The sequence below is a fragment of the Pelosinus sp. IPA-1 genome (genome assembly GCF_030269905.1).
GTDB lineage: Bacteria > Bacillota > Negativicutes > DSM-13327 > DSM-13327 > Pelosinus.
Genome location: NZ_BSVC01000009.1, coordinates 207,062 through 219,670, shown reverse-complemented (window position 1 = coordinate 219,670; position 12,609 = coordinate 207,062). Strand labels below are relative to the sequence as shown.

Sequence of the window (12,609 nt, the reverse complement as noted above, 5' to 3'; positions counted from 1 at the left end):
GAAGTATTTATGATAGGATATGGAGTGAAAAAATCGTGTTAGATGCTTTATTTACAGTAGAAAAGGACTGCCCTATTTGCGAAAAAAAAATCAAAGTAACACGTGTACGTTCACGATTAGATATGATTAAACAAGACACTGACTTTTGCTGTCAGTATAAGAATGTAAATCCTTATTATTATGCAGTTTGGTTTTGTCCTCATTGTAGCTATGCGGCACAAGACACTTATTTTGATGAGATTGTACCTGCGGCGGCAGAACGAATCCGAAAATTTTTTTCGGAAAGAAATGTGAGCATTGATTTAAGTGGTACTAGAACTAGAGAACAGGCAGTTGTTAGTTATCAATTAGCGATTTTGTGTGCAGAATTGGCAGCAAGCCCTGCTAGTCGATTGGCTGGTCTGCATTTAAGATTAGGGTGGCTGTACCGAGAAGCTGGGCAAGAAGAGGAAGAAAAAGTCATCCTGGCAAAGGCTGCTGCATATTATGAAAAAACCTTGGCAAAGGAAAGTATGCCAGTAGGCCCTATGTCGGAGTTAACGATTACGTATCTTGCGGCGGAATTGTTAAGGCGAACGGGAGCAAATGAGAAGGCATTATTATATCTTAGTAAGGTAGTGAGTAGCCCACAAGCTAGAGAGGAAAAACGGATTGCCGATTTAGCTCGTGACGTTTGGCAGGATATGCGAGCAGCAGCGAAAGCAAAAGTCCCTGCGAAATAACAAGGATAAGAGTTACGTAAAAAAGTAGACTTGACGAACACGCGCCAAGTCTACTTTTAATTGTATATTAAGAGATGTATTATTTACTTTCTGGGTCAAAAAGTTTATACTGATTTACTTTTCGTCTAAGTGGGTAGCTAGAATTTCACCGAAATAAAGGGTATGGTAGTTGCCAGTAGGATACCATTTTTCGTTTAAGTCAGCGGCCAGTTGATCCTGTACCATTTCTTGTTTATACACTACTTTGCATTCGTAGTGTAAACCGCAATTTGCAATTACAGGAGTGGATATTTTTTTGCCAGGAATCGTCTTTAAATTAGCGGCTGCTAACTTATCTAGATCTCTGCCGGACTTAGAACCTGCGACTCCTAATGCTGCGCTCATATCTTTAAAAGGGATGCTGACGGTAAATTCCTGGCTTTTTTCGAGACACTCATAGGTATAGCGAGACGGTCTTACCATTGCCATGAAAACAGGTTTGCCCCACATGAAGCCAATACTACCCCAGGCGATTGTCATAGTATTAACTTTTCCGTCAACCATAGTAGTTAAAAAGGCTCCTTTGCTTAGTATTTCGGTAACTTCCTTAGCGTGTTCGTTATAGGATATTTCTGTACTCATGAATAAACCTCCCACGGATTTTTGCTAAATTTAGTCTATATTTTTATCAGATGATAAATACTAGGTTCTTCTATTCTGACTTAAAACCCATTGCCCTGTCAATAAAGACCAGTTAACTTCTTGATTTCATTTCACCATTTTGCTTAACAGTTAGCTTGTATAAAACAAGAAAATAGATACTATTTGAAAGAAATGTTTTCTGTAAAAATACACTTGACTTTAATCTGGCGATAAAATATAATATGTTTAAATTGATAGTTGAACATGATGAAAGGGAAGCTAAGTGTGCAGAATGTACAGAGAACCGACGGATGGTGGAAGTCGGTCATTTTGGCAAATGGTTCCGCCCTGGAGTGGCTAATGATGAATTATGACGGGTGTCGCCCGATATAGCGATTAGAGTTGGCTGTTATGGCAATTTGGGTGGCAACGCGGGAATATCTCTCGTCCCTGTTATGGGATGAGGGATTTTTTTATTTCTTTTTAAGACAAAATGCTTTCTGTTCACGTTGAAAATAGTTAAATTTTAATTCATAAAATATGGAGGGGTATAGAATGAAAATATTAGTGAGTGATCCTGTTTCAGCTCAAGGTGTAGAGTTATTACAAAAGGAATATGAGGTAGATGTTAAAATAAAACTACCGATAGAGGAATTAATTCGTATTATTCCCGAATATGATGCTTTAGTTGTACGCAGCGAGACCAAGGTTACTAAAGCAGTAATTGAGGCAGCTGCTAACTTGAAAGTGATTGGTCGTGCTGGAGTCGGTGTTGACAACATAGATGTAGAAGCAGCAACTCAGAAAGGCATTGTAGTACTTAACGCTCCTGAAGGCAATACGATAGCAGCAACGGAGCATACCATGGCTATGATGCTCGCTCTAGCTCGCAACGTCCCCCAAGCTCACGCTAGCATGAAGGACGGACAATGGATGCGCAGCAAGTTAATGGGAGTTGAAATGCGTGGTAAAACACTGGGGATTCTTGGCTTAGGACGTATCGGTACGGGTGTAGCCAAAAGAGCTTTGGCTATGGAGATGAATGTTGTAGCTTATGACCCATTTGTTAGTGCAAATCAAGCGACTGCCATGGGTATTCAGTTATTGGAATTGGAAGAAATTTTTCCAGTTGCTGATTTTATTACTTTACATTTACCCTTTACAGCAGAAACAAAGTATCTTTTAAATAAAGAAAGTTTTGCGAAAATGAAACCTGGGGTACGGATTGTGAACTGTGCTCGTGGCGGCGTAATCCATGAAGGAGATTTGGCTAAAGCTGTGGAAGAAGGTATTGTAGCAGGGGCGGCAATTGATGTGTTTGAAAAAGAACCCGTTGATCCAGAAAATCCATTGCTAAAATTAGATAAGGTGATTGTAACACCTCATTTAGGAGCGTCTACTGCAGAAGCACAAGTTGGTGTAGCTGTAGACGTAGCAAAGGGTATTATCGCGGCATTAAAAGGGGAACCTATCGCAACAGCAGTTAATATGGCACCAATTCAGTCACATGTGCTAGAAGTCATTCGTCCTTACTTTAATTTGGCGGAAAAGATGGGGTGCTTGGCTATTAACTTGGCAGAAGGCCGTATTACAGCAGTAGATGTAGAATACAATGGAGAGATTAGCGAAGTAGACACAAAAATGCTGACAACAGCAATGATTAAAGGCTTGCTAAACTCCATTTTGACAGAACATATTAATTATGTGAATGCTCCAGGTGTTGCTAAATCTCGTGGTATTAAGGTGCGGGAAGTAAAAAGCAAAGAAACAGCTAATTTTGCTAATTTGATTACAGTAAGAGTCCATACAGACAAAAAAACTCATGTTGTGGCGGGGACTTTATTCGGTCATCAAGAAGGACGTATTGTTATGATTGATGGATACCGAGTCGATGTAGATCCACAAGGATGGTTAATTGTCGGTCTTCATTTGAATCGTCCAGGCATCATTGGTCATGTGGGCACGATTTTGGGAAGTGATGGAATTAATATTCATAGTATGCAAGTGGGGCGTACTGAGGAAAAAGGAACGAATATCATGGTTATGGGCGTAGACTCCGATGTTCCAGCAGCCGTTATGTTAAAGATAAAAGCAGTGGATGGAATATTAGGGGCGAAAATGATTAATTTTTGTGTAGTATAGGAGGAAAAAAATTATGGCAATTGTAAAACCTTTTTGTGGATTAAGACCGGTACCTGAACTGGCAGATAAGGTTGTCTCTTTACCCTATGATGTAATGGATTCGAATGAGGCAAGAGCGATTACCACAAAAAATGAATATAGTTTTTTAAGGATTACAAAATCCGAAGTAGATCTTGCTCCTGATGTTAGTCCATATTCGGAAGCCGTATATGAAAAGGCAGCTGAAAATCTTAAGGATTTTATTGCAAAAGGTGTTTTGGTACAAGATGAAAAACCGTGTTTTTACATTTACAAACAACAGATGGGCTCTCACAATCAGGTAGGATTAGTGGCTGCTTTATCCGTAGAAGAGTATAAAAATAACATTATTAAGAAACATGAATTAACTCGGCCAGATAAAGAACAAGATCGAGTGAATAATATAATGGCGACGGAGGCTCAAACAGGAGCTGTATTCGTTACTTACAAAGCAGATGATCATATTAATGCTGTACTAGCTCAGTGTATGACAAAACAACCAGTTTATGATTTCCAGACAGAGGATGAAATTCGTCATACCTTATATGTTGTGGATGATGCAGCTAAGATTAAATCCATTGAGCAAGCCTTTGCTCGCATTGGAACTTTATACATTGCTGATGGCCATCATCGCTCGGCTGCTGCAGCAAGGGTGTATGATACCTACAAAGAAAAAAATCCAGATCATACAGGAGAAGAGGAATATGCTAAATTCCTTGCTGTAATCATTCCTCATACAATGACGAAGATTATGGATTACAATCGAGTGGTAAAAGATTTAAACGGCTTAACCGAGCAGGAGCTATTAGAAAAAATTCAAGAAAAGTTTACCATTAACCCATGCACTAGAATATCGTGTAAAGCCGAGTATCCTCATTACTTTGGCATGTACATTAATAAGGCCTGGTATAAGCTGGTGGCCAATCCAGGTACCTATGATGAGAATGATCCTGTAGATAAGTTAGATGTAAGCATCTTACAAAACAATCTTTTAGCACCTATTCTTGGAATTGGAAACCTTCGGACGGATAAACGCATTGATTTTGTGGGTGGAATTCGCGGTATGGCGGAATTGGAAAGGTTAGTAGACAGTGGTGAGTATGCGGTTGCTTTCTCCATGTTCCCAACGTCTACCAAGGAATTAATGGCGATTGCGGATTCAGGACAAATTATGCCACCTAAGTCTACTTGGTTTGAGCCAAAACTTAGGGATGCTATTGTAGTACATTTATTAAATGGGAGGAATTAAATTGACTCATCGCGTTTTTAACTTTAATGCGGGTCCAGCTGCATTGCCGATAGAAGTATTAAAACAAGCTCAAGCTGAATTTTTAAACTATCAGGAAACTGGTATGTCTATACTCGAGACCAGTCATCGTTCTAAAGCCTATGAAGCGGTAAATCGGGAAGCTGAAGCAACGTTAAAAGAACTATTAGGACTCGGCGATAATTACCGAGTTCTATTCCTCCAAGGAGGAGCTAGTACTCAATTTGCGATGATACCGATGAATTTCTTGCCTCAAGGGCGCACTGCAGACTATATCTTAACAGGAGCTTGGTCCGAAAAGGCTCTTAAAGAAGCCAAACTATTTGGAAATACACACATAGCGGCGACTACTGGGGAAGACAATTATAAACGTATCCCCAAAATCGGCGAGATTCAATTAAGCGAAAACCCGGCCTATGTTCATATTACCTCAAATAATACGATTTTTGGTACCCAGTGGCAGGACTTTCCTTCCTTTGGGCAAGCACCTCTGATTGCCGATATGTCCTCTGATATCTTAAATAAACCTTTTGATGCGGAAAAATTTTCGCTGATTTATGCCGGAGCTCAAAAGAATTTAGGGCCTTCAGGGGTAACAGTTGTTATTGCACGCAAGGAGCTGCTAGAGAATAATCCAAAGGATATTCCTACGATGATGCGCTATGAAACACACGCTAAGAACGATTCTTTGTATAATACACCACCTGCTTTTTCTGTATACATACTCAATTTGGTATTGCAATGGCTAAAAGGACAAGGCGGCTTAGCAGCAATTGAGAAACGCAATGTAGAAAAAGCCAGTCTGATCTATAATGCCATAGATCAAAGTGGCGGTTATTACCGAGGTCATGCGCAAAAAGACAGTCGCTCTTTAATGAATATTACCTTTCGTTTGCCTAGTGAAGAACTGGAAAAGACCTTTGCAAGCCAAGCAGAAAAGGCTGGCCTCATAGGCCTTAAAGGGCACCGTTCAGTTGGTGGATTACGAGCATCCATATACAATGCAATGACAGTAGAAGGATGCCGTGCATTAGAACAATTTATGCTGAATTTTCAACAAAAAAATGGGTAGACTATAAAAAGAAAAATAAAAAAGCGGGAGTACAGGGTAACCTGTATCCCGCTTTTCATCTATATAAAATTTGGCAAAATAATATAAGAATGTTAAGTTGGCATATCCATTTTTGGTTTAGTTTCAGGGGTGGGTGAAGGCACTATATGAATAGAGATGCCACCAATAGCAGGCGCTAGTGTATTAAAAACAGCCGTATAGATGAGAGCAAGTATGCCGGAAGCTAGACCAGCCAGTAATGTAATGAAAGCACCACCTAATATGCCAAAGGAACTTCTATCTAGCAGGCCGAAGGTTATACCAACAAGACTTCCTGTGCATATTCCACCAATAAACATTAAGTAGAACAAAGGTCTGTATTCAAGGCGCATAAGTTTATAATTATACATACTATCACAACCTTCCATCTAGATTTCTATAAGGATGTAAGAGGGGAATTTTAAAAAGGCAGGAGGAATAGCAAATGTCTAGTGAAATTTTTGATATTGCCATAATTGGCGGAGGTCCGGCGGGATTATCTGCAGCCCTTACTGGAAGAATTCGCAATAAGAATGTTGCCATTTTTGAGCATATGGATTTCAGTCTAAAACTACAAAAGGCCCATATTGTAGATAATTATTTAGGAGTACCTCAAATTACTGGACAAGGGATGATGCAGCAATTTTTGGCTCATTGTTCCGCTCATAACCCAACAATTATTAAAGAAAAAGTCGTTAATATTTTCCCTGGAGAAGGTATTTTTACCTTGGTATCACCAAAGGCAACTTATCAAGCGCGAAGTGTAATTATTGCTACTGGGGTAGTTGCTACTACTATATTCCAAGGTGAAAAAGAATTTTTAGGGAAGGGTGTAAGTTATTGTGCTACTTGTGATGGCATGATGTATAAGGGGAAAGATGTAGCTGTGATATCTTATACGGCAGAGGGGGAACATGAAGCAGAATATTTAAGCGAATTATGCCGCACAGTATACTACTTACCTCAATATAAGGAAGTGCCTACTTTGCGTTCAGAGATCAAAATACTGAATGAAAAGCCGGAGGCAATTACAGGTGATGTAGTAGTACAAAAGCTACAAGTGAATAAAGAAGAATTATCTGTTCATGGTGTATTTATTATTCGGATGTCTGACCCTGTAGAAAACGTATTGCCAGGCCTTGCATTAGAAGGTGAAGTGATTAAAGTCAATCGTGATATGTCAACAAGCATACCAGGAGTTTTTGCAGCAGGGGACTGCACGGGAAAACCATGGCAAATTGCAAAGGCTACTGGTGAGGGCTTGGTAGCCGTATTAAGTGCCATTTCTTATTTGGGGAAGAAAGATAAATAAAGCAATCGACAAGTAAACCATAAGGTTGTATAACCAAAAAGCGGGAAGATAATAGCAATAAGGGCAGTAAAACCAACATGACTGAGCAGTAAAGCAAGTAAAATTATAAGTAGTAAGCTGACTGTTGTAGATAGTCCGGTGGCAGCAGTCAGTTTAGTTATACATCCATATAGGCTTGCCAGGCCCGTGGTATACATGGCAGCCGCGAAGATAAAAATATAAGCCATATGATGTAGTGTATGCTGAGATTCAGCTATATAGAGCATCGGTATTTCATAATCTAAGGATAAGGGATAGTGAACGAGAACGACTACTGTAATCAGACCTGCTAGTGACAATAATAAGATACTGCCAACAATGCTGCCAGCAATACGGATAGAACGCTCAGAAATGCGAGATCCTAAAGGTGCTAATAGAGTGGCACTCATCACCAAGTTATAGGAAAGATAAAGTAGGCTAGAAATCAGCCAGTTTGAAACAGGCAAATTTGCTGCTCTAGGTGGTGCTTGGACGAGGGCTATGTCCCATTCGTGATAAGAGAGTGAGTAAATTCCAATGTAGATTGTGATAATAGCTAGTAGTGGAGTGATAATAAGATTAGCATTCGTTATTCCAGTAAGTCCGTATAGGGTTGTAAGGGTGAGACAAAGGGCCATAAGACTTGCTCCAAGGCTATAAGATATAGTCAGAGTATCTCGGAATAAGGTGCCAGCCGCTGCTAGCATAATGGTAAGTACACCGAAGAGAAAAATTGTTACAAAAAGATCTAATGCGGTACCAATTTTCTTGCCGCAGACATAATATAATATATGATGATAACTTGTAGCTCTGATTGAGTAACTGATTTCCAAAAGTGTACTGCCCAGCAACGCGAACAAACAGCATGTTACCAATAAACCTACTAATCCCATATTGCCATAAACAACAAAAAACTGGGTGAGCTCTTGCCCAGAGGCAAAGCCAGCACCCATGATAGTACCAGCATAGGTAGCCGAAATCCTAGCGATCCGCATGAGTTGATGAGAGGACATTGCATCACTCCTTCAGTTCCAATACTGTTTTACTTTTTCATATGTAAAAAAGTGGGATATTATGCAGGAAATATAAAAAAAACATGGAATTCCAATATGTAGATGTAGAAAAGTTATGTCGTAGGGTTTTAGCTTATAATAGTGAGCTGCTTGTGTAGGTGAGTTGTGAAAAATGCTGTAAGAGGAGTTTGCCACAAATGAAAAAAGACGTTCGCTATCGTGTAGCAGAGATAATCGAGAAGGGGTTACTGCACGGCGTTTTAGTCATTAATAATGAATTTGAATCTGTATTTATAAACGATGCATTGTGCAATATGTGGCATATCAGTGAAGAAGAGTTTATCAATAAATCAATACTAGACATTTTTTATAACGGTAATAAGAAAAAGAGTTGTGGTAGCTACCAAGGACCTTTAATTGAGACAATGGATACTGGAGAGGAATTTAGCTCTTGCGAGGTGTATTTAAATATGCCTAACCAAGAGGGGAAATGGTTTTTAGTAAGTACCTTTTTATTGCGAGATGAGAATGGTCTGCCTGAGTTTGCTGTAGGCAATTATATTATGATAGACAAATTTAAAATGTTTGAAAATAAATTAAATGTCGTGAATATGAATATTATAAAGGCATTTTGTAAAGCCATTGGCGTAAGAGATCTGTACACTATGCAGCATAGTGAAAATGTTGCTGCCCTCATTGTTGGATTAACAGAATATATGAAGCTTTCTGCAAGTGAAGTCACTATGGCATATTTAGCAGGTATAGTACATGATGTAGGTAAAATTGGAATTTCAGAAGAGATTCTAAATAAGCCAAGTCGCCTAACAGATGTAGAATATGAAGTAATTAAGCGCCATCCAAGTAAAGGCGCAGATATTTTGAAGGAAGTAGAGGAATTTGCCACCTTGGCAGAGATTGTGCGCCATCATCACGAACGATACGATGGAAAAGGGTATCCTAGTGGCCTACAGGGGGAAAATATTCCATGGATTAGCCGTATGCTGACCATTTGTGATGCATATGATGCTATGACTAGCTTACGATGTTATTGTGAACCTCATAGTGTGGAAGAAGCTCTAATCGAGATTGAAAATTGTGCAGGTAAGCAATTTGACCCTGGCATTAGTAATGTTTTCATTGATTTTATTAGAGAATGCAATGGCGATTTAGGGTTGAATGCTGTTATAAGCACGTAACCATTATTCAATAGAGAGATGCTTTACAATAAATGGTGAATATTGTAGAATATAATGGTATAAGCTATTTATGTATAAGAGCAGATTTATGCCGTTATGTACCGTATAACAGCGCTTATGCGGGAAAGATACTCTCGTTCCTGAATAGCAGGCGGGAGTTTTTTATTATTATTTATGTATCATCCCAGGAGGGAAATGTACATTCCAAACAATCTATGTTAAAAAACGATAGAGTTTTCTTAGTATAAATAGGAGGGTTTAAAGCATGCTTGATATTAAATTTGTCAGGGATAATACAGAAGAAGTACAACAAGCTTTAGTAAAGCGCGGCATGAATCTCAGTTTAGATGAGTTCTTAGTTTTGGAAAAAGAGCGTCGTGAATTGTTAAGTCAGGTAGAGGCACTTAAAAATAAACGAAACACTGTATCTCTTGAAATTAGTCGTCTTAAAAAAGCCAAGGAAGATGCGGAAAGTTTAGTATCCCAAATGCGTTTAGTCGGCGATCAGATCGGTGAATTCGATGGCAAGGTTAAGGAAGTAGAGGGAAAACTGCAAGCTATTATTATGAACATCCCTAATATACCTCATCATTCAGTACCTATTGGCAAGGATGAGCAGGACAATATCGAGGTGCGCAATTGGGGGACTCCTACTACGTTTGAAAAACCGCCACTGGCTCACTGGGAAATTGGCGAAAAACTTAATATTCTTGATTTTGAACGGGGTGGCAAAGTCACTGGAACACGATTCACTTTTTATCGTGGACTAGGAGCTCGGTTAGAACGTTCTCTGATTAATTTTATGCTTGATATTCACACTGGTGAACACGGCTATACGGAATTTTTCCCTCCATTTATTGCAAATAAAGAGAGTATGACAGGAACCGGGCAATTGCCTAAGTTTAGTGAAGATATGTTTAAGTTGGAGGGACTGGATTATTATTTGATTCCTACTGCAGAAGTACCAATCACTAATTATCATCGAGGAGAAATCTTAGATGTCAAAGATTTACCTTTATATTATACGGCTTATAGTGCCTGTTTCCGTGCAGAAGCAGGAGCAGCTGGCCGGGATACTCGTGGTTTAATTCGTCAACATCAGTTTAATAAAGTAGAGATGGTGAAGTTGACTTTACCGGAGAACTCTTATGATGAATTAGAAAAGTTGACTCGTAATGCAGAACGTATACTGGAGTTGCTAGAATTGCCTTATCGTACAGTTGCCTTATGTAGTGGCGATATGGGCTTCTCTTCTGCAAAAACCTATGATATTGAAGTGTGGCTGCCTAGCTTTAATACCTATCGAGAAATTTCATCCTGTTCAAACTTTGAGGATTTCCAAGGCCGTCGTGCTGATATTAAATTTCGTCGTGAGGCGAAAGGAAAACCAGAATTTGTACATACGCTAAATGGTTCAGGTTTAGCGATTGGCCGTACGGTAGCCGCTATTTTGGAAAACTATCAACAACCTGATGGTTCTGTTGTTGTACCTGAAGTATTGCGTTCTTATATGGGTGTTGATGTAATTAAATAGCCAATCATCAGGATGATGGTTCTGATTAAAAAGAGACTTGGTAAATGCCAAGTCTCTTTGCAGAATCAGAGAGTAGATGTATTTTAGGTAGTCCGTGCAGTATCTATATTATTAACGCTCCGCCATTTCATTTAACCTATGCTTATAATAATATAGATACTGCGCTTAAAGCTAATAGGTGAAGGAAGCCTTGCCGACTTTCTTATATAGAGGAGGATCCGTTATGATCAAAGCCGTTATTTTTGATATGGATGGTGTCATTATTGATAGTGAGCCATTGCACTATAAAATTTTTATGAATTATACAAAAACTAAATTTGGATTTACCATTTCCGATGAAGAATATGATACTTTCATAGGTACTACAAATCTTCATATGTTCTCCAAGCTTAAAGAAAAATACAAAATTGATGGTGATATCAATACTTTGCTTCAAGAGTATGAAGACAAATGCGTTGAATTCTTAATGTCGGAAAAAGATGAAAAGCCTATCTCTGGTGTTGATATCTTAGTAAAAAAGCTTTACGATGAAAACTTCAAATTAGCCTTGGCTTCTTCCTCGCCTAAAAAACAAATTCTTATTGTTTTGGATATGTTCTCATTAAGTGATTATTTTGCCAAAAAGGTTAGCGGACAAGAGGTTGAGAAGGGCAAGCCTGCCCCTGACATTTTTTTGCGGGCGGCTGAATTATTAGGCGTTCTCCCCGAGGAGTGTTTGGTTTTTGAGGATTCTAAAAATGGAATCCTCGCAGCTAAAACTGCTGGAATGAAGTGTATTGCTTTTTATAATCCGAATTCCGGGAAGCAAGATTTGTCTTATGCAGATAAAATTATCAAAAGTTTTGATGAAGTCAACAATGATGTTTCTTTTGTAAAAGAATTTTATTAAAAAAGATAAGTGCGACTAAACCGCTCTAAGACTTCCTCTTATAGAAGATGGGAGTCTTAGAGCGGTTTAGTCATCGGATAAACTTTCTTAGTAAGGATTTGCTAAGAAAGTTTATCTTTTTATTTATGTTTTTATAAAAAAACTAGAAGAATTAGATTCTAACTTCAAAATTGCCTTGGATTTTAGAAGATGCTTTTTTCTTGTTTTTTACCATAGCCACAGGTAGAGGGGGCGTAGCAGTACCCTCAGCAGAATTGATTAAGTCTAAGAGTTCTTTCTCGTTACTTTCTGAATAATCCAGAATGGTACGTTCCTTCTTTTTCTTGTTGTTCCACAAATGAAGAGCTACAAAAGATAAAGCAAATAGTAGAACAATGGTAGAAATCAATCCAAAGCCAAAAATCGAAGTTGGTTTATTCTTTTGAGCTGGTGTAATATCTGATGCTGCAGTAGTTGCACTTGTGGTTTCATTATAAGTACCTAAAAGTGGTGGAGATGCTGTGCTTTGGCTCTGAGGCGAGGATGATTTTTCGCTAGTAGATGCTTTCGTTGGAGAGCTTTGTGGTATCACCTCTGCTTTTTTAGCATCTTGCGCTGATTTCGTAGTTTCTGATTTCGCTGGATTTGTAGAAGTTGTAGGAGATGTTGCTGCATCACCCCCAATAATTGATGAAGATTTTACCTCCATAGTAGGCGGAGTAGGGGGGGTTGGTTTAGTTGGTGGGGTTGGGGTTTGCATAGATAAAAACTCCTTTATGTAGGAATAATGTAGTATCTTGGCGAAGTA

General features: G+C 38.8%; 13 protein-coding genes. 9 read left to right on the top strand and 4 right to left on the bottom strand.

Annotated elements, in window-relative coordinates:
* Nucleotides 1-35 precede the first annotated feature (35 nt).
* Entirely contained in the window at nt 36-722 is a 687-nt protein-coding gene (locus tag QSJ81_RS21240; RefSeq protein ID WP_285719350.1) for a DUF2225 domain-containing protein, read from the top strand.
* Between the two features lie 114 nt (nt 723-836).
* Here the strand turns inward: QSJ81_RS21240 and QSJ81_RS21235 are convergent, their stop codons facing one another.
* Nucleotides 837-1,343: a flavin reductase family protein gene (locus tag QSJ81_RS21235; protein ID WP_285719349.1), complete on the bottom strand. Its 507-nt coding sequence runs from the start codon at nt 1,341-1,343 to the stop codon at nt 837-839.
* A 242-nt stretch (nt 1,344-1,585) separates the two neighbouring features.
* Between QSJ81_RS21235 and QSJ81_RS21230 the strand changes: the two genes are divergently transcribed.
* The 4 genes from QSJ81_RS21230 (at nt 1,586) to serC (ending at nt 5,842) form a co-directional block, all read left to right on the top strand.
* Nucleotides 1,586-1,717, top strand: a complete 132-nt coding sequence (locus QSJ81_RS21230; RefSeq protein WP_285719348.1) for a hypothetical protein — start codon at nt 1,586-1,588, stop codon at nt 1,715-1,717.
* A gap of 181 nt (nt 1,718-1,898) precedes the next feature.
* Nucleotides 1,899-3,485, top strand: a complete 1,587-nt coding sequence (gene serA / locus QSJ81_RS21225) for a phosphoglycerate dehydrogenase (RefSeq protein ID WP_285719347.1) — start codon at nt 1,899-1,901, stop codon at nt 3,483-3,485.
* 13 nt (nt 3,486-3,498) lie between these two features.
* Nucleotides 3,499-4,752 (top strand): DUF1015 domain-containing protein, encoded by a 1,254-nt coding sequence (locus QSJ81_RS21220; RefSeq protein ID WP_285719346.1) that lies wholly within the window; start codon nt 3,499-3,501, stop codon nt 4,750-4,752.
* Nucleotide 4,753: 1 nt separating this feature from the next.
* A complete protein-coding gene (serC, locus tag QSJ81_RS21215; RefSeq protein WP_285719345.1) occupies nt 4,754-5,842 on the top strand; it encodes a 3-phosphoserine/phosphohydroxythreonine transaminase in 1,089 nt (362 codons plus the stop codon).
* 92 nt (nt 5,843-5,934) lie between these two features.
* On the opposite strand, the gene QSJ81_RS21210 is transcribed toward serC, so the two are convergent.
* Nucleotides 5,935-6,231, bottom strand: coding sequence for a hypothetical protein (locus QSJ81_RS21210; protein ID WP_285719344.1), 297 nt, complete (start codon nt 6,229-6,231; stop codon nt 5,935-5,937).
* Between the two features lie 74 nt (nt 6,232-6,305).
* On the opposite strand from QSJ81_RS21210, the gene QSJ81_RS21205 reads away from it, so the two are divergent.
* Nucleotides 6,306-7,172, top strand: coding sequence for an NAD(P)/FAD-dependent oxidoreductase (locus tag QSJ81_RS21205; protein WP_285719343.1), 867 nt, complete (start codon nt 6,306-6,308; stop codon nt 7,170-7,172).
* Here QSJ81_RS21205 and QSJ81_RS21200 read toward each other — a convergent pair.
* Nucleotides 7,148-8,203, bottom strand: coding sequence for a YkvI family membrane protein (locus QSJ81_RS21200; RefSeq protein ID WP_285719342.1), 1,056 nt, complete (start codon nt 8,201-8,203; stop codon nt 7,148-7,150). The two genes, QSJ81_RS21205 and QSJ81_RS21200, sit on opposite strands and share 25 nt — an antisense overlap.
* Nucleotides 8,204-8,400: 197 nt before the next feature.
* Between QSJ81_RS21200 and QSJ81_RS21195 the strand changes: the two genes are divergently transcribed.
* From QSJ81_RS21195 to QSJ81_RS21185, 3 genes are all read left to right on the top strand, one after another.
* Nucleotides 8,401-9,399 (top strand): HD-GYP domain-containing protein, encoded by a 999-nt coding sequence (locus QSJ81_RS21195; protein ID WP_285719341.1) that lies wholly within the window; start codon nt 8,401-8,403, stop codon nt 9,397-9,399.
* Nucleotides 9,400-9,664: 265 nt separating this feature from the next.
* A complete protein-coding gene (serS, locus tag QSJ81_RS21190) occupies nt 9,665-10,933 on the top strand; it encodes a serine--tRNA ligase (RefSeq protein WP_285719340.1) in 1,269 nt (422 codons plus the stop codon).
* Between the two features lie 223 nt (nt 10,934-11,156).
* Complete coding sequence (locus tag QSJ81_RS21185; protein WP_285719339.1) at nt 11,157-11,822, top strand: HAD family hydrolase; 666 nt, start codon at nt 11,157-11,159, stop codon at nt 11,820-11,822.
* Between the two features lie 151 nt (nt 11,823-11,973).
* Here QSJ81_RS21185 and QSJ81_RS21180 read toward each other — a convergent pair whose 3' ends face one another.
* Nucleotides 11,974-12,561, bottom strand: a complete 588-nt coding sequence (locus QSJ81_RS21180) for a hypothetical protein (RefSeq protein WP_285719338.1) — start codon at nt 12,559-12,561, stop codon at nt 11,974-11,976.
* Nucleotides 12,562-12,609 lie beyond the last annotated feature (48 nt).